Source organism: Burkholderia pseudomultivorans, from assembly GCF_902499075.1.
Taxonomy (GTDB): domain Bacteria; phylum Pseudomonadota; class Gammaproteobacteria; order Burkholderiales; family Burkholderiaceae; genus Burkholderia; species Burkholderia pseudomultivorans.
In genome coordinates, this window is sequence record NZ_CABVPP010000024.1 from 62410 (window position 1) to 79717 (window position 17308).

The 17308-nt window shown below is 59.5% G+C and carries 15 protein-coding genes and 1 tRNA gene; 4 read left to right on the forward strand and 12 right to left on the reverse strand.

The window, feature by feature from the left end; genetic code table 11:
* Positions 1 to 29: 29 nt before the first annotated feature.
* The 12 genes from BST28156_RS17530 to acs form a co-directional block, all read right to left on the reverse strand.
* Positions 30 to 686 carry a TerD family protein gene (locus BST28156_RS17530; protein WP_060246517.1) on the reverse strand — a complete coding sequence of 219 codons (657 nt, stop codon included), beginning with the start codon at positions 684 to 686 and terminating at the stop codon, positions 30 to 32.
* A 91-nt stretch (positions 687 to 777) separates the two neighbouring features.
* Positions 778 to 1794: a DUF475 domain-containing protein gene (locus tag BST28156_RS17535; RefSeq protein WP_174902902.1), complete on the reverse strand. Its 1017-nt coding sequence runs from the start codon at positions 1792 to 1794 to the stop codon at positions 778 to 780.
* Positions 1795 to 1835: 41 nt separating this feature from the next.
* A complete protein-coding gene (locus tag BST28156_RS17540; RefSeq protein WP_009695510.1) occupies positions 1836 to 2576 on the reverse strand; it encodes a VWA domain-containing protein in 741 nt (246 codons plus the stop codon).
* 19 nt (positions 2577 to 2595) lie between these two features.
* Positions 2596 to 3684: a toxic anion resistance protein gene (locus BST28156_RS17545; RefSeq protein ID WP_060246520.1), complete on the reverse strand. Its 1089-nt coding sequence runs from the start codon at positions 3682 to 3684 to the stop codon at positions 2596 to 2598.
* 402 nt (positions 3685 to 4086) lie between these two features.
* Positions 4087 to 4716: a LysE family translocator gene (locus BST28156_RS17550; RefSeq protein WP_060246521.1), complete on the reverse strand. Its 630-nt coding sequence runs from the start codon at positions 4714 to 4716 to the stop codon at positions 4087 to 4089.
* A 460-nt stretch (positions 4717 to 5176) separates the two neighbouring features.
* Entirely contained in the window at positions 5177 to 5413 is a 237-nt protein-coding gene (locus tag BST28156_RS17555) for a hypothetical protein (RefSeq protein ID WP_174902903.1), read from the reverse strand.
* A gap of 754 nt (positions 5414 to 6167) precedes the next feature.
* The gene (locus BST28156_RS17560; protein WP_174902904.1) at positions 6168 to 6905 is read right to left on the reverse strand and encodes a hypothetical protein; all 738 of its coding nucleotides are present in this window, start codon (positions 6903 to 6905) and stop codon (positions 6168 to 6170) included.
* A gap of 332 nt (positions 6906 to 7237) precedes the next feature.
* Positions 7238 to 8383, reverse strand: a complete 1146-nt coding sequence (locus BST28156_RS17565; RefSeq protein ID WP_174902905.1) for a site-specific integrase — start codon at positions 8381 to 8383, stop codon at positions 7238 to 7240.
* 186 nt (positions 8384 to 8569) lie between these two features.
* Positions 8570 to 8660, reverse strand: a tRNA-Ser gene (locus tag BST28156_RS17570).
* A gap of 57 nt (positions 8661 to 8717) precedes the next feature.
* Positions 8718 to 10733, reverse strand: coding sequence for a sodium:solute symporter family protein (locus BST28156_RS17575; protein WP_174902906.1), 2016 nt, complete (start codon positions 10731 to 10733; stop codon positions 8718 to 8720).
* A 3-nt stretch (positions 10734 to 10736) separates the two neighbouring features.
* Positions 10737 to 11099, reverse strand: coding sequence for a DUF4212 domain-containing protein (locus tag BST28156_RS17580; RefSeq protein ID WP_174902907.1), 363 nt, complete (start codon positions 11097 to 11099; stop codon positions 10737 to 10739).
* An 85-nt stretch (positions 11100 to 11184) separates the two neighbouring features.
* Positions 11185 to 13167: an acetate--CoA ligase gene (gene acs, locus BST28156_RS17585; RefSeq protein ID WP_060246524.1), complete on the reverse strand. Its 1983-nt coding sequence runs from the start codon at positions 13165 to 13167 to the stop codon at positions 11185 to 11187.
* Positions 13168 to 13469: 302 nt separating this feature from the next.
* Here acs and BST28156_RS17590 point away from each other — a divergent pair, with 302 nt between their 5' ends.
* From BST28156_RS17590 to bfr, 4 genes are all read left to right on the forward strand, one after another.
* Positions 13470 to 14369 (forward strand): DMT family transporter, encoded by a 900-nt coding sequence (locus BST28156_RS17590; RefSeq protein WP_174902908.1) that lies wholly within the window; start codon positions 13470 to 13472, stop codon positions 14367 to 14369.
* A 113-nt stretch (positions 14370 to 14482) separates the two neighbouring features.
* A complete protein-coding gene (locus tag BST28156_RS17595) occupies positions 14483 to 15067 on the forward strand; it encodes a TIGR00645 family protein (protein WP_060246526.1) in 585 nt (194 codons plus the stop codon).
* A 44-nt stretch (positions 15068 to 15111) separates the two neighbouring features.
* Complete coding sequence (locus tag BST28156_RS17600; protein ID WP_060246527.1) at positions 15112 to 16635, forward strand: fumarate hydratase; 1524 nt, start codon at positions 15112 to 15114, stop codon at positions 16633 to 16635.
* A gap of 196 nt (positions 16636 to 16831) precedes the next feature.
* Positions 16832 to 17308, forward strand: a complete 477-nt coding sequence (bfr, locus tag BST28156_RS17605; protein ID WP_060246528.1) for a bacterioferritin — start codon at positions 16832 to 16834, stop codon at positions 17306 to 17308.

Here is a 17308-nt window from a genome sequence, read left to right on the forward strand (position 1 = left end):
CGGCTGCCCGCGCGCCGGGCTGCCGCCAGTCAGACGGCGCCGCCGTAGGCGCGGACGAAGTCGCCGAGACCGCGGTTGTAGCCCGCACCGACCGCCTTGAACATGAAGTGGCCGTCGCGACGATAGAAGCTGCCGACCTGCACCGACGTCTCCATCGAGAAGTCCTCTTCGAGCGCGTACTTCGCGATCACGGCGCCAGACACCTCGTCGGCGATCTGGATGTAGCTGTTGCGGACCTGCCCGAAATTCTGGCGGCGCGCTTCGGCCTGATCGATCGTGACCACCACCGAGATTTCCTCGACGTCCTGCGCGAGCTTCGTCACGTCGATGAAGATCACCTCGTCGTCGCCGTCACCGCTGCCGGTGCGGTTGTCGCCGCTGTGGACCACGCCCAGGCACTTCGACGAAGGCATCCCGCGCTTCGGGAAATCGTCGCCGGGCTGGATGAAGGTTTCCTTGCGATCCATCGTGCGCACTTCGCTGTTGTAGAACACGAAGTGCTGATCCGAAATCAGCTTCGGATTGCTCTGCGCGTCGTACTTGCACAGGAACACCGACACGTCGAGATCGAAGTCCGCGCCCGTGTCCGTCGCGTTCGCGTCCCAACCGAGACCGATGCGGAATTTCTGCGTGCCGGGCGCTTCCTTCGACAGGTTGACGCGACCGCCTTTCGACAAATTGATCATCTGAACTTCTCCTGCTGGAACCGCCGTTGCGCCGGCGGCAATGCCGGGCCGCCCGCTGCGGCCCCTCGTTGATCCGTACGGGCCGCGCGCGTCACTCGCCCGCCACCGCGGCCCGCGCTTCCTTGCGTTGCGCGACGATCGACGACCACACGGCCGCGCCGATCATCGCGGCGCCGACCAGCCCCGTCACGACCTCGGGCACGTCGAACTTCACGCCGAGGAACATGATGGCCGCGAGTGCGCCGATCGCCCAGAACGCGCCGTGTTCGAGATAGCGGTACTGCGCGAGCGTGCCCTTCTTCAGCAGCACCAGCGTCATCTCCCGGATATAGGCCGCGCCGACGCCGAGGCCGAGTGCGATCAGGAAGATGTTGTTCGACAGCGCGAACGCGCCGATCACGCCGTCGAAGCTGAACGACGAATCGAGCACTTCGAGATACAGGAAGCCGGCGACGCCTTCGCGCACCACGCGCGTGCCGGTGTCCTCGCCGCCGACCAGATCGCCGACGCCGTGCGCGATCACGAAGCCGATCACGCCGAACGCGCCCGCGAGCAGGAAGCTGACCTGCTCCGCGCCCGGCACGTAGAACGACGCGACGATGATGATGCCGAGCGTCAGCGCGACCTCGAGTGCCGTGATGCGGCCGAGATGGCGCATCGGGCCTTCGAGGAAGCCGATCCAGTGCTCGTCCTTCTCGGTATCGAGCATGAACTTGAAGAACACCATCAGCAGGAACGCGCCGCCGAACGCCGACACCTCGTGATGCGCGGACGTCAGCATCGCCGCGTATTGTTCCGGCGACTCGATCGCGAGCCGCAGCGCATCCCACAGGCCGATGTGACCGATCACCGCGACGATCAGCAGCGGGAACACGAGCCGCATGCCGAACACCGCGACCGGCAGGCCGAACACCATGAAGCGGTTGCGCCACTTCTCCGACCAGTTCTTCAGCACCGACGCATTGACGACCGCGTTGTCGAGCGACAACGAGATTTCGAGCACGGACAGCACCGCGACGATCAGCATGTCCTTTACGCCGCCGAGGAGATAGGCCGCGACGAGCGCGAGCACCGTGAGCGACAGCGGGATCTTGAAGTCTTTCAACATGATGGGGAACCGGGTTCGGGTAAAGAGCGTGCGGGCCGCGCTTACTTCGCGCGCACCCAGTCGCAGAATTCCTGCGTGATCAGCTGTTCGTAGATCTGTTCGTCGCTGATGTCGAGCGATTCGAGATGCAGGAAGCCGACGTTCGGCATCTCGTCGGCGACTTCCGCGAGAAAGCCGAATTCGGTCGGATCGCCGACGCCGATGAGCGACCAGTACAGCGGAAAGTGCTGCGACTCGGCGAGCAGCTGGCGCACGCGCTTGCGGTCGTTCGTCGGGTTCTGGCCGTCGGTGACGAACAGCACCCACGCCGGCAGATGGCCGTTCACCGGTGCGCTGGCCGGCGCCTGCGCCGGCGCCTCGTCGCCGCCGAACAGGCGGCTCAGGAAACCGCGCTTGGCCGCGGCCTTCGGCTCCGGCGCGCGGAAAAAGAAGTCGACGATGTCGTGCATCACCGGCGCGTATTGCGTGCCGCCCCACTTGTCGATCTTGCCGTTCAGCACGTAGTCCGAGATGTACGAGCCGTAGTTGTCCGGCGTCGCGGTCGGCAGGCGGTCGAAGCCTTCGGTGAAGGTCCAGGTGTCGACTTCGCCGTTGTCGTCGAACTTCAGCGCGATGCCGAGGATCCGGTCGTGCGTGTCCTGGATCACGCCCGACTGGTAGAGCTGCTTCGCGGAGCCCGAGATGTCGAGCGCTGCGCCGACGCGCACGACGGGCGGTTTCAGGATCTGACGTTTTTCGAGGACGATCGCGACCTTCGCCGCGCGTTTCTCAAGCGTAATCATGCAGGTTCTCTCAGTTCTGTCAGTTGTGCTTCGGAGCGAATCGGGTGATCAGGTCCTGTTCGAGCTGGCGCAGACGCGGCGCATCCTGCTCGCGCTGGCGCTTGCCGTCCGCGATGATCTGCGTGATGTCGTCGAACGCGCCGAACAGCTGCTGCTGCGCGTACTCGAACGTATCGGTCGAGATCACCGGACGCTGGCCGAGCTTCGCGACTTCCTGCGCGTTCTGGCGGTTCAGGTCGGCCTGCGCGCGGATCGCCTCGTCGGCCGCGTCGTAGGTCGCGTTCGCGAGCGCCGCCGCGCGCTTGGTGCTGAGCTGTTCGAGATAGAGCGCGAATGCGTTGGTCCAGGCGGGGATCAGCACCGTCTTGATCGTCATGAACTTCGACGTCAGCGTGCGCTTCTGGTCCTGCTCCATGCGGATCTGCGGCGCGAGCTGCTTCGACATCAGCATCGCGCGGTCGAGATCGTCGAGCTTGCTTTCGAGCGCGTCGACCTTGCGCTTCACGTCGAGCAGGCGTTGTGCGGCGAACGCGTCGTCGGCCGGCTGCTGGCCGGCCGCGAGATGCGCGCGCAGCGTCGCGAGCGCCGTTTCGCCATGCGCCTTCGCCTGCGCGAGTTCCTGGTGCAGCGCGTAGTTGTCGTTGTACATCCGCTCGAGCTCGTCGATGCCGGCCTTCTGCCGCTGCGCATGGTTTTCGAGTTCGACGACGAGCGTGTCCATCCGCTTGCTCACCGACTCGTATTGCGACAGCAGCTTTTCCTTGGTCGAGCGGAACAGGCGCGTGACCTGCGTGATCAGGCCGCCCTTGTCGGCGCCACGCGGGTCGAGGCCCTTCGCGGTTGCGATCAGTTCGTTGAGCTTGTCGCCGAACTGGTCGGCGTCGGACGCGCGCACGCTGGCGAGAATCTGCTGCGAGAACGCGGCGATCCGCGTGCCCTGCGCCGCGCCGAGCTGGTCGATTTCGTCGACGGAGATCAGGCGTGCGTGCTCGACCGCGACCGGCACGACAGGCGCCGGAGCAGCCGTCACGACGACGGGAGACGAAGACGGAATGGAAGGACGATCGCTGACCGCATCGGATTTCTTGTCGTCGAATAGCGGCTTCATGTGGCTACCACGTTTCCTTTTCTACTTTTTGCTGCGTGTTGTCGTGCGCGCCGCGCACTTCCGCGATGGCCGTCGCGCTCTCTCGCGGCCGGCAGACGGACAATAAATGGCGTGAGCGCATTGCGTCAAGAAAGCGTTGCTTTCAATTTCCATTCATTTTGTAAGATTGCGTGCGGGCAAGGCGATGAACGGATGGCGTTCGTGCCGCATCGGGCTGGGGGACAGCTCAGGTTTCGAGGGCGGAATCTTACACCTGTCGTCGGCGTGAAAGTTAAATGAAAAATATGAGCTTTTTGTGCGTCCGGGCGAGCGCATGCGAATGCATGGCATTTTTTCCATTAGCGCTCACGCGGAATCGCCCTGCACGCGCCGCATGCCGAGCGTGAACGTGACATCGTTGTGTCAGGTCGTGCTCTTTCTGTACAGCGCGATATACCCCGCGAGCATCAACAGCAGCGATCCGCTGATCCGGTTCAGCCACTTCTCTCCGGCCGCTTTCCACACGCGCACCGAATGCACGCCCAGCAGCGCATAGCCGGTCATTCCGATGACATCGATCGTCACGATCGTCGCCGCGAGAATCGCGTACTGCGGCCCGATTGCGTGCGACCGGTCGACGAACTGCGGCAGCAGCGCGGACATGAACAGGTAGTACTTCGGGTTGCTCATCGCGACGAAAAAGCTCTTCAGGAACGCTGTCTTGCGATCGGGCGGCGGATGATCGAGCGGCTGCGCGGTTGCGGGGCCGCCGCTCGACAGCAGCATCCGCACACCTACGTACGCGAGCCACGCCGCCCCCGCCAGTTTCAGCGTGACGAACGCCGCTTCGGACGCTTCGAGCAGCACGCCGAGACCCAGGCCGACCAGCGCAACGAGCACGACGTCGGCCGTGACCGCACCGAGCATGCCGACCATCGCGTGGCGCAGCCCGTATCGCGAGCCGTTGCTCATCGCGAGCAACACCGTCGGGCCGGGTGTCGCGACGCCGACGGACAGGATCAGCGCAAAGGCAAGCAGAGCGGAGAGAGACATGCTGCGGCGCTCCTTTGGGAATGGAGTAGGAAGAGCGGACGAGAATGCCGGGCGTGTCGCCGGTCTCGCGCATATCGAACGATTGTGCCGTCGACATGATAGGGAAGCGCGATGTTGGCGGGCGAAGCGGTCGAGTTGTCGTGCGCCCGTGCCCGGCTTTGAGCGTCGGCACTCAGGCAATTAAAAGCTCACTGAAAATCGGCGACCTGGAATCACGGACGATGAAAGAATGGCCGGTCGCCGACGCCCCCTTGCGGAAACGAAAATGCCCGCTTGCGCGGGCATTTGAATTCTGGCGGAGAGAGGGGGACTAATCTGTACCGCCCACCTTTCCCTTAAAAATCAAGGACTTAGTATCGGTTTTAGGGTAAATTTTGCTACCAAATTCGTTACCACTGGTAGCAAAGGCAGTCTACCACACCATGAAGAGAAGAAAAGCCAGCAATCGCTGGCTTTTACTTTATTGAGAAGAAGATTTTTCTTCTGGTCCTTGGGTTGAATTTTTATATTCAATCTCTTGGAGTTTTTTTAAAGTCTTCTCCGTAAAATCTCTTATCTGGTTATTTGCCATCAAAAACCTAACAATATGAGAAGGCGTTTTGTTATACGACTTGGCTAAACCTACCAAAAATTCATAGTCAGCCTTCTCCACAAAAAAACTCTTCTTGATTAATCTTTCACCCTGCTTTGTTATCATTTTTGGTTTCCTCTATATAGTTGTTTATCTATATATACCCTAACAGAGAAACCTATATTGTCAACAACCCAAAAAAATACAAAGCACACACGGAAGGACTAGGTGTCCTTCCCTATGTGATTTTCCTTCCAATCTCATACCTGTATTGTGTTTGTCTAGTGTCACCTATACCATGGATTTAATCCTATCCAAATCCATACCTATACCCATAACAAAACCTATCTTACGTTTGGATTGTGTTTGCTCTTTTCTCAGAAACCTAGTAACGAGCAACTAATAGGAAACCATACATAGGCAACCTATCAATTTTTATAGTTGCCTTTATATAGGAAACCAAGAACAAGCAACCTTGTCGAAATCCCCCAAAAAAGTTCTACGATACTTTTTTTAGACATTTGCGACACCAAAAGGTGTTGCTATTCCAGTTGTCCTTTTAGGACTAACTAAATGGGGGATTTTTTGAAGTCTTTTGAAGATGTGAAATAAAGCAAGGATGAAGTTTAACCGTCCTTTGAAGCCTTGTTTTTACTGGAAGAATGAACCTCATTTTATAAGGCACACGGTGGAGTGTTGTTTATTTCCTATTTTGCCGTGTTCGATTGAGGTTCTATAAAGAGACGAGAACCCGTAGGGAAGAACCTACATTTTTCTTGAATTCCAAACTTGGCGATTAGCCAAGTTTCTATCATTGAAAATCTATCCTTCAAAAACAAGAAAGCCACCCGAAGGTGGCTTTGTCTATCAAGAAGATATTTCATAAATCTTCCCATTGAGAATTATTGAATGGGTACTTTTCCAATTCCTTCAATGGAACTCTATCGAGAACTTCATCATTCATTTTCTTGTAGTCCATTTCCGAAATTTCATCTTCTGATTTTTCTTCTGGTTCACTAAACCTAAATTTCCTTTCGTTAAATCTCTTTTCTAGTTCTTCATCAGTTTCTTCTTTCTGGCTCACCTGCTTACTATCATTTTCTTTCTTCAATGTGTATTCTTCAATAAAAGTCAATCTATCCCCATTGAAAATATAGGCTATGTTTATGAAATATATGTTTGTTTTATAAGATTTGTATATAACCCCCTTTGCTAGAAGTTCATTTATACAACTGAAATAGGTCGTTCTTGAAACCTTAGCCATTAAAGGCCATTGAGAAACATTTACGGAATAGTCATCATAAGACATATAAATCTGGTCTTTACCAACTTCCTCAGACAATGACATTAGAATGTACTGAAACAGTATCTTTGTTGAGTTCTTCAATTCAGAGAGTACAGGTAAAGAATGAATGTAGATTTTTATAAATTTATCTCTATCAACGACCTTTTTAGAAACGAAATCCAAAGCAATTGACTTCATTTCTTCTGAATTGTGGCTGTACACAGAAAAATCGGTACCAGAGCCTTGATTAAAAATAGGCTTGGCTCCTTTTTTAGTGTTTACCATTGCTTGGGCAATGCTTGGATTTTCTTTGTATTTATTATTGTTATCCATATAAATTCCTCGACTAATAATTCAAATATACAGTTCAAAATTGAATTGTCAAGTTGAATTATTAGTACGAGATATTGAACTGGTGGTTCGTAGTTTCGTACTTTAAGTTCTATATATTGAACTCAGAGATGAGTATTTATAAGGGTTTGAGAGTATATATAAGAAGTAAGACTTAATAAGTGGAGTAGGTCGAAGATAGATTTTCAAGAAGAGAAATTTTCAATAGACAAAGAAAAATCGCCTAGCCGTTTGAACGGCATTAGGCGATTTTATTTTTTCGAAAGAACATTCGTTCTTTTGCGAGTCAAGCTCGCTTCCCTACGGGGCAACATTCAAAACTTGGTTTTTATCAATCCCGAGATCATCATCAATTTTTGATTTGCTGGTTGAATAATTTCAGCCAGTTGGTCTACCGAGAATTTTTTAGAGTATGTAGCCACATTCACATTGTCAATTTCGTGTCCGAAAAATTGACAACGTGGCTCAAACGGTACATTTTCTTTCAAGAACAAATCATTGGTAAATTTCCGTAGTGAATGAAAAACCAACTTCTCACGAGTTATCATCAATTCTTCGAGCAGTCGTTTAAATTTCTTCCCTACGGCATTTCCAGAACCCTTACCTAACCGAGTTGGGTACTTAAAAATCTGTTCTTTGTCTTTAATGAAATCACCAAAACCAATCTCAAACAATTTCTGGCTTATAGGAATATCTCGAACACCAGCCAGAGTTTTCGATTCTCGAATCCGTATGAAATTTACACCTCGTTCACTTACCAGAATTTGATTGGAATTCAATGAAGTGATTTCACTAATACGGCAACCAGTAAACAGACCCAACATGAGCGACCAATAGAAATCTGGGTCTGTTTCCTTCTCTTTCAAGAAATTTTCAGACTGGTAGATTTTTTCAATTTCTTGCTCTTCAAAAATTCCATATCCTGATTTGGCTTTGTCTGTTTTACTCATTATTGTACGACCCGTGGCTGGATTGTCATTGAAGTAATAGCCTTGTTTGATTGCGAAATAAAACAAGGTTCTTAAAGTAGCAATCTTGTTGTCTATTGTTCTAGGACTATTTGATTTTGCTATGAATTCTTGATATCGAGTAATGTCAGAGATACCAACATCACCAATAATAGGATTGTCAAGGAACTTGGCAATCTCTTTTGCTGTATTTTTATAAGCGAGAACAGTAGACGGCTTTAATTGTTTCTTCAATTGGAAGAATTTATCTACCAAATCATCGAATTTAAGCCCACTTTTTGGGGTGTTTTTAGCCGTTTCTTTGGTTTGAGCTACTACCCCACCAGCCCCAGCCTTTCGGAGTGCTGTAAGGGCTGTAAGAGCTTCCATAAGCCGTTTATGATCTTCTGGATCATCAGCTCGTGCTATGCCACGAGCTTCATCAAGTTCGTACTTACGGATTTTATTATCGGACATAGCAATGAGCTTGATTAAGGACAGAGCCTTAATCATAGCTTCTTGCTTATTGGAAGTCTGTAGAGACCGTTTGAACTGGCGACCACTTACACGAGTGTGTATGTACCACGTGGTGCCACGGAGATAGACTGGCAGGTTGAGCATACTTTGCTACCAAAGTTGCTACCAGTCCTCGACGCCAATTCTTGATTTTTTCCTTAAAAATCAAGAACTTACTAAATTTGGCGGAGAGAGGGGGATTCGAACCCCCGATAGGCGATTAACCTATACACGCTTTCCAGGCGTGCGACTTAAACCACTCATCCATCTCTCCGGGAAGAGCGAGAGTATAGCAAACTCTGGCGGCACTCCGCCACTCCCTCGATGCACCTCACGGATGCCGGATGTAATCCACCAGCGCCCTCGTGTACTCGTCCGGCCGCCGGTCGCACAAACTGACCGCGATCGCCACCGCAAACCCGGCCGGCACGCCGAACACGCCCGAGCTGATCGGCTCGATCCCGAACCACGTCGGTCCTGCGAAGCCGGTCAGCTGCGTGAAGTACGGATAGGTCGACACGATGTAATACACGCAGACCGCCAGCCCCGTCACCATCCCTGCGATCGCGCCGCGCGTCGTCGTGCGCTTCCAGAACACGCCGAGCACCAGCACCGGAAAAAAGCTCGATGCCGCAAGCGAGAACGCCGCGCCGACCAGGAACAGGATCTTCCCCGTGTTCAGCGACGCGACGTACGATGCGAACAGCGCGACGCCGAGCAACAGCACCTTCGAGATCGTCACGCGCCGCTGGCTCGTCGCGTCGGGCGCGACCATGCAGTAGTAGACATCGTGCGACAGCGCGTTCGCGATCGTCAGCAACAGCCCGTCCGCGGTCGACAACGCGGCCGCGAGCGCACCGGCCGCGACCAGCCCCGATATCACGTACGGCAGCCCCGCGATCTCGGGTGCCGCGAGCACGACCATGTCCGGCTGCATCTGGATCTCCGACCAGCGCACGATGCCGTCGCGAATCTCGTCGACCACGCTGATCAGGTCCGGCTCGAAGTGATGCCACTGCGTGACCCACGCCGGCAGTTCCGCAAACGGCCTCCCGACGAGGTTCGCGAGGATCTCGTACTTGATCATCACCGCGAGCACCGGCACGCTCAGATAGAACAGCGCGATGAAGAACAGCGTCCAGCCGACCGAGCGGCGCGCCGATGCGACCGAGGTCGTCGTGTTGTAGCGCGTCAGGATGTGCGGCAGGCTCGCGGTGCCGAGCGACAGGCACAGCAGCAGCGCGAGGAAATTGCGCTCGCGCGGCTTGCGCTCGGCATCGCTGACGGCCGGAAACGGCTCGTGCATCGGCACCGGCGGCTCGGCCCGCGCGAGCAGGTCGTCGCGCATCTGCGTCCATACCACGCGCGCCGCCGCCGGGTCGCGCGGGAACTCGGCAAGCTCGCGCTCGCGCTGGCTGATCTCGCGCAGCGGCCCGTTGTGGCGCCGCAGGTCGGCGAGCTGGTCGACGAGTTGACGACGCACTTCGCCGTACGATGCCGGCAGCCGGTCGAGCTGCGTCTGGATGAACGCGGCCCGCCGACGGTACACGTCACGCACCTGCTGTTCCTCGGCCGCGTCGCGCACCTGCGCCTCCCGCGCCGCGACGCGCTCCATCAGCTTGCCGTAGTTGAACTGCGGCACGGGCCCGAGCCCGCTCTTCATCGCGATCAGCGACACCGGTATCAGGATCGCGCTGATCAGGATGATGTACTGCGCGACCTGCGTCCACGTGACCGCGCGCATCCCGCCGAGAAACGAACAGACGAGGATGCCCGCGAGCCCGCAGAAGATGCCGATCGCGAAATCGACGCCGATGAAGCGCGTCGCGATCAGCCCGATCCCCTGGATCTGCGCGACCAGATAGACGAACGAGCACAGGATCGCCGCGCCGGCCGCGAGCGCGCGCACCGCGGTGCTCGAAAAACGCGTGCCGAGAAAATCGGGAATCGTGTAGCGCGCGAGCTTGCGCACGTACGGCGCGAGCAGGAACGCGACGAGACAGAAGCCGCCGGTCCAGCCCATCACGTAGGCGAGCGCGTCGTAGCCGGTTGCATAGAGCGAGCCGGCCAGCCCGATGAACGACGCGGCCGACAACCAGTCGGCCGCCGTCGCCATGCCGTTGAACGCGGACGGCACGCGCCGCCCGGCCACGTAGTACTCGACGAGATCGGAGGTGCGCGACAGCAGCCCGATCACCGCATAGACGGCGATCGGCACGAACAGGAACACGTAGCCGACCCATACGCCGGAGCCGGCCGCGCGCTCGATCCGCCACAGCAGCAGCACGAACCCGAGGAAGCCGAGCGTGTAGAGCGCATACGCGCGTATCAGTCGATGCGTGAGCATGAATCAGCGTCCGTCGTGCGCATTTCGCGCATCGCGCGTACTGTCTGCGCGCGCCGCATGCTCGTCGTATGCACGGCGCAACGCGCGGTCGGCGCGCTGCATCAGCCCGATGTAGACGGCGATCAGCACGAGATAGACGAGAATCGCGCCCTGCGCGCCGACGTAGAACGGCAGGCTGAAGCCAGCGAAATGCACGCCCGCGAGCGCGGGCGCGAAGAACGGCACGACAAACGACACCGCGAAGCCGATCGCCATCAGCACCACGATCAGCACGACGTTGAAACGCCAGTAGCGCGCATGTGCGCGCGCGAGCGGCTCGGGAACGGGCGGCGGCGCGACAGGCGCCGGGCGGGACGGAACGGTCATGCCGTTATGTAACAAAAAGCCCCTGCGCGGGCAATCGGGAATGCCGCGCAGGGGCTCATGCGCGCGATGCGCATGCCGGACGCGATCAGCGCACTTCCGTGAGCTGTTCGAGGATCGCCGGGTTCTCGAGCGTGGACGTATCCTGCGTGATCGCCTCGCCCTTCGCGAGCGAGCGCAGCAGGCGCCGCATGATCTTGCCCGAGCGCGTCTTCGGCAGGTTGTCGCCGAAGCGGATGTCCTTCGGCTTCGCGATCGGCCCGATCTGCTTGCCGACCCAGTCGCGCAGCGTCTTCGCGAGCGCCGCGGCCTCCTCGCCTTCCGGACGCGCGCGCTTGAGCACAACGAACGCGACCACCGCCTCGCCCGTCGTGTCGTCCGGACGGCCGACCACCGCGGCCTCGGCGACGAGCTCATGCGCGACCAGCGCCGACTCGATCTCCATCGTGCCGAGCCGGTGACCCGACACGTTCAGCACGTCGTCGATGCGGCCCATGATCGTGAAGTAGCCGGTTTCCTTGTCGCGCACGGTACCGTCGCCGGCCAGGTACAGCGTGCCGCCGAGTTCTTCCGGGTAGTAGCTCTTCTTGAAGCGCTCGGGGTCGCCCCAGATCGTGCGGATCATCGACGGCCACGGGCGCTTGACGACCAGGATGCCGCCCTGCCCGTTCGGCACGTCCTGCCCCGTCTCGTCGACCACCGCGGCGATGATGCCCGGCAGCGGCAGCGTGCACGAACCCGGCACCGTCGGCGTCGCGCCCGGCAGCGGCGTGATCATGTGGCCGCCCGTCTCGGTCTGCCACCACGTATCGACGATCGGGCAGCGCTCCTGGCCGACGTTCTTGTGATACCACATCCATGCTTCCGGATTGATCGGCTCGCCGACCGTGCCGATGATGCGCAGGCTCGACAGGTCGTAGCTCTTCGGATGCACTTTCTCGTCGGCCTCGGCCGCCTTGATCAGCGAACGGATCGCGGTCGGCGCGGTGTAGAACACGCTGACCTTGTGGTCGCCGATCATCTTCCAGAACCGGCCGGCGTCCGGCCAGGTCGGCACGCCTTCGAACACGACCTGCGTGCCGCCGCATGCGAGCGGGCCGTACGTGATGTACGTGTGGCCGGTGACCCAGCCGATGTCGGCCGTGCACCAGAACACGTCGGTCGGCTTCCAGTCGAAGGTCCACTTCATCGTCTGCGCGGCCCACAGCAGATAGCCGCCGGTGCTGTGCTGCACGCCCTTCGGCTTGCCGGTCGAGCCCGACGTATACAGGATGAACAGCGGATGCTCGGCGCCGACCCATTCCGGCTCGCAGCGATCGGACTCGCCGTCGGTCAGTTCGTGCATCCACAGGTCGCGGTCGGCGTGCCAGTCGATCTTGCCGCCGGTGCGGCGATAGACGATCACGCTCTTCACGGCTTCGCAGCCGCCCATCGCGAGCGCTTCGTCGGCGATACTCTTCAGCGGCAGCGTCTTGCCGCCGCGCGCCTGTTCGTCGGCCGTGATCAGCGCGACCGCGCCGACGTCGACCAGCCGCTCGTTCAGCGATTTCGCGGAGAAGCCGCCGAACACGACCGAGTGCGTCGCGCCGATGCGCGCGCAGGCCTGCATCGCGACGATGCCTTCGATCGACATCGGAATATAGATGACGACGCGATCGCCCTTGCCGATCCCGCGTTTCTTCAGCGCATTCGCGAAACGCGACACGCGCGCCAGCAGATCCGCATAGGTGACGCGCGTGACGGTGCCGTCGTCGGCCTCGAAGATCACCGCGACGCGCTCGCCGTTGCCGGCTTCGACGTGGCGGTCGAGGCAGTTGTACGACGCGTTCAGTTCGCCGTCGTCGAACCACTTGTAGAACGGCGCGTTCGACTCGTCGAGCACCTTCGTGAACGGCTTGTGCCACGACAGGCCTTCGCGCGCGAGACGCGCCCAGAACCCTTCGTAATCGCGCTCGGCCTCGGCGGCGAGCGCCTGGTAGGCCGGCATGCCGGAAATGGTTGCCGCCTTCTCGAGCGCCGCGGGGGGCGCAAACTGGCGGCTTTCGTGAAGAACCGATTCAATCGCAGACATCGACTACCCCTTGGTGAACATGAATCCTCTGCATGGCGGCGCGATCGTGCGCGCCGCGTGTTGGCCGGCGCATGCGCGCCGCTGTCTCCCACCCATCCGCGCACGACCCCGCGGGTCATGCGCGATGTTGCACCGCACCACATCACGCGATGGCGATCGCGCGATCCGGCTAGCTTCCACGATAAGCGCCCGAACTTACCCGTCACTTACGCGGCGCGATCGTTTCGCGCGCCGGGCGGCGCTTGGCGCGGCAACGACCGCGACCCTACAATCCTAACTGAACTCGCCTTCCGGATTCCAGCTTGAATCGCTACGCCTTCTTCCTCATCCTGTCGATGCTGTTCGTCGGCAGCAACGTCGGCATCGGCAAATCGATCGTCGCCTTCGTCCCCGTCGCCATCCTCGCCACGCTGCGCTTCGTGATCGCCATCGCGGTGCTGTGGCCGCTGTTCAGCCCGGTCAAGATGCGCGCGGTCAAGCGCGGCGAGTGGCTGAACCTGTTCCTGCAGGCGTTCTTCGGCACCTTCATGTTTACGCTGCTGATGCTCAACGGCGTGCAGCGCACCAGCGCGGTCGCGGCCGGCGTCATCACCAGCACGATCCCCGCGATCGTCGCGCTGTTCGCGTGGCTGATCCTGCGCGAAAAACCGAACGCTCGTGCACTCGTGTCGATCGCGCTCGCGATCGCCGGCGTCGTGACGATCAACCTCGCGAACGGCAGCGCGGCCGCGCTCGGCGCGTCGGCCGGCTCGCTCACCGGCAACCTGCTGATTCTCGGCGCCGTGTGCTGCGAGTCGATCTACGTGATCCTGTCGCGCCGGCTCACGCAGACGCTCGCGCCGATCGACATCTGCGCGTACACGCACCTGTTCGGCCTGTGCCTGATGCTGCCGCTCGGCGCGACGGCCCTGTGGCATTTCGATTACGCGAGCGTGCCGGCCGGCACCTGGGCGCTGGTCGTCTGGTATGGCCTGTCGGCCAGCATCTTCTCGTTCTGGCTGTGGATGAAGGGCATCCGGCACGTGCCGGGCAGTCTCGCCGGCGTATTCAGCGCAGTGCTGCCGGTCGCCGCCGCGGTCTACGGGATCGCGTTCCTCGGCGAGCGCCCGACGCTCGCGCACGGCATCGCGCTCGCGTGCGTCGTCACGGGCATCGTGCTCGCCAGCCTGCGCGTGAAGCGCGCACCGGCTGCCGCGTCCTGATCCGTCCCCGGGCCTCCCGGCGCGTCGCTGCAGCCGCGCCGGCCGACGCGTTACAATAGCGCGCCTTTTCGAGAATACCCCCGATACCTGCGCACCGCGCCCGTACGCTCACCATGTCCGCCCCGCATTCGCCCGGCCGTCCCGCCCCTCGTTCGTTGCGCCCGCTGCCCGCGCTGATCTTCATGAGCCGCTGGCTCCAGGTTCCGCTGTATCTGGGCCTGATCGTCGCGCAGGCCGTCTATGTGTTCCTGTTCCTGAAGGAAGTCTGGCACCTGCTGTCGCATGCGACGGGCCTCGACGAAGTCAGCGTGATGCTCGCGGTGCTCGGCCTGATCGACGTGGTGATGATCTCGAACCTGCTGATCATGGTGATCGTCGGCGGCTACGAAACGTTCGTGTCGCGCCTCGGCATCGAAGGGCATCCCGACGAGCCCGAATGGCTCGACCACGTGAACGCGGGCGTGCTGAAGGTGAAGCTGTCGATGGCGCTGATCAGCATTTCGTCGATCCACCTGCTGAAGACCTTCATCAACCCGGACCAGCACACGGTGCACGCGATCATGTGGCAGGTGATCATCCACGTGTCGTTCCTCGTGTCGGCGCTCGTGATGGCGTGGGTCGACCGCCTGACGACCCACACGCACCCGGCCCATTTCCACGAGACGCAGCCGCCCGCCGCGTCCCGCACGCCGGCCTGAACCGCCGGCCACGCATTCCCCACAGTCCTCACAGAGTCTCAGCCATGACCGTCATCAAACAGGAAGACCTGATCCAGAGCATCGCGGATTCGCTGCAGTACATCAGCTACTACCATCCGCTCGACTACATCCAGGCCCTCGGCCGCGCATACGAGCTGGAAGAAAGCCCGGCCGCGAAGGACGCGATCGCGCAGATCCTCACGAACAGCCGCATGTGCGCGGAAGGTAAGCGCCCGATCTGCCAGGACACCGGGATCGTCACGATCTTCGTGAAGGTCGGCATGGACGTGCGCTGGGACGGCGCGACGATGGGCGTCACCGACATGATCAACGAAGGCGTGCGCCGCGGCTACACGCACCCGGACAACGTGCTGCGCGCGTCGATCGTCAATCCGCCGGAAGGCGCCCGCAAGAACACCAGGGACAACACGCCGGCCGTGATCCACTACGAGATCGTGCCGGGCGACAAGGTCGACGTGCAGGTCGCGGCGAAGGGCGGCGGCTCGGAGAACAAGTCGAAGTTCGTGATGCTGAACCCGTCCGACTCGATCGTCGACTGGGTGCTGAAGACGGTCCCGACGATGGGCGCGGGCTGGTGCCCGCCGGGCATGCTCGGGATCGGCATCGGCGGCACCGCCGAAAAGGCGATGCTGATGGCGAAGGAATCGCTGATGGATCCGATCGACATCCAGGAAATCATCGCGCGCGGCCCGAAGGACTGGATCGAGGAGCTGCGTGTCGAGCTGCACGAGAAGGTCAACGCGCTCGGCATCGGCGCGCAGGGCCTCGGCGGCCTGTCGACCGTGCTCGACGTGAAGATCATGGCCACGGCCACGCACGCGGCGTCGAAGCCGGTCGCGCTGATCCCGAACTGCGCGGCCACGCGCCACGCGCACTTCGTGCTCGACGGCTCGGGCCCGGCGAAGCTCGAGGCGCCGTCGCTCGACGCCTGGCCGAAGGTGCAGTGGGAACCGAACACGGAAACCAGCAAGCGCGTCGACCTGAACACGCTGACGCCGGAAGAAGTCGCGAGCTGGAAGCCGGGCCAGACGCTGCTGCTGTCGGGCAAGATGCTCACGGGCCGCGACGCCGCGCACAAGCGCATCGCCGACATGCTCGCGAAGGGCGAGAAGCTGCCGGTCGACTTCACGAACCGCGTGATCTACTACGTCGGCCCGGTCGATCCGGTGCGTGACGAAGTGGTCGGCCCGGCCGGCCCGACGACCGCAACGCGGATGGACAAGTTCACCGAGACGATGCTCGCGCAGACGGGCCTGATCTCGATGATCGGCAAGGCCGAGCGCGGCCCGGTCGCGATCGAGGCGATCAAGAAGCACAAGGCCGCGTACCTGATGGCGGTCGGCGGCGCGGCTTACCTCGTGTCGAAGGCGATCCGCGATGCGAAGGTCATCGCGTTCGAGGATCTGGGCATGGAAGCGATCTACGAGTTCGACGTGCAGGACATGCCTGTAACAGTTGCTGTCGATTCGTCGGGCACGTCGGTGCACCAGACCGGCCCGAAGGAATGGCAGGCGAAGATCGGCAAGATTCCGGTCGCCGCCGCTTAAGCGCGACGCCACGAAAGGCCGGACGGAAGGTGTCCGGCCTTTTTACTTCTCATTCTCATTATGGTGTGCGGCCGGTCGCGCGAAGCTGATTCTCATTACGCCGCAAACGCAGACCGGACAAGGCTTCGAGGCTTGGCATTTCGCGTTCGAGCGATTATCGTTCGGGTTCTGAAGCGCTACTGAACAAGGAACAATCATGCAAGGCGACAAGAAAGTCATCGAATACCTGAACGCCCAGTTGAAGAATGAACTGACGGCGATCAACCAGTACTTCCTGCATGCCCGCATGTACAAGCACTGGGGCCTCGACAAGCTCGGCAAGCACGAATACGACGAGTCGATCGGCGAAATGAAGCACGCCGACTGGCTGATCGAGCGCGTGTTCATGCTCGACGGGCTGCCGAACCTGCAGGACCTGCACAAGCTGCTGGTCGGCGAGGAAACCGAAGAGATCCTGAAGTGCGACCTCAAGCTCGAGCAGATCTCGCAGGCCACCTGCAAGGAAGCGATCGCCTACTGCGAATCGGTCCGCGACTACGTGTCGCGCGAGATCTTCGAAAAGATCCTCGACGACACCGAAGAGCACATCGACTGGCTGGAGACGCAGATCGACCTGATCGCGAAGGTCGGCATCCAGAACTACCAGCAGTCGATGATGGGGTCGCCGGAGTAA

Coding starts and splice junctions, on each gene's coding strand:
- BST28156_RS17530 (WP_060246517.1), bottom strand. CDS start 686: ATGATCAATTTGTCGAAAGGCGGTCGCGTCAACCTGTCGAAGGAAGCG.
- BST28156_RS17535 (WP_174902902.1), bottom strand. CDS start 1,794: ATGTTGAAAGACTTCAAGATCCCGCTGTCGCTCACGGTGCTCGCGCTC.
- BST28156_RS17540 (WP_009695510.1), bottom strand. CDS start 2,576: ATGATTACGCTTGAGAAACGCGCGGCGAAGGTCGCGATCGTCCTCGAA.
- BST28156_RS17545 (WP_060246520.1), bottom strand. CDS start 3,684: ATGAAGCCGCTATTCGACGACAAGAAATCCGATGCGGTCAGCGATCGT.
- BST28156_RS17550 (WP_060246521.1), bottom strand. CDS start 4,716: ATGTCTCTCTCCGCTCTGCTTGCCTTTGCGCTGATCCTGTCCGTCGGC.
- BST28156_RS17555 (WP_174902903.1), bottom strand. CDS start 5,413: ATGATAACAAAGCAGGGTGAAAGATTAATCAAGAAGAGTTTTTTTGTG.
- BST28156_RS17560 (WP_174902904.1), bottom strand. CDS start 6,905: ATGGATAACAATAATAAATACAAAGAAAATCCAAGCATTGCCCAAGCA.
- BST28156_RS17565 (WP_174902905.1), bottom strand. CDS start 8,383: ATGATTAAGGCTCTGTCCTTAATCAAGCTCATTGCTATGTCCGATAAT.
- BST28156_RS17575 (WP_174902906.1), bottom strand. CDS start 10,733: ATGCTCACGCATCGACTGATACGCGCGTATGCGCTCTACACGCTCGGC.
- BST28156_RS17580 (WP_174902907.1), bottom strand. CDS start 11,099: ATGACCGTTCCGTCCCGCCCGGCGCCTGTCGCGCCGCCGCCCGTTCCC.
- acs (WP_060246524.1), bottom strand. CDS start 13,167: ATGTCTGCGATTGAATCGGTTCTTCACGAAAGCCGCCAGTTTGCGCCC.
- BST28156_RS17595 (WP_060246526.1), top strand. CDS start 14,483: ATGTCCGCCCCGCATTCGCCCGGCCGTCCCGCCCCTCGTTCGTTGCGC.
- BST28156_RS17600 (WP_060246527.1), top strand. CDS start 15,112: ATGACCGTCATCAAACAGGAAGACCTGATCCAGAGCATCGCGGATTCG.
- bfr (WP_060246528.1), top strand. CDS start 16,832: ATGCAAGGCGACAAGAAAGTCATCGAATACCTGAACGCCCAGTTGAAG.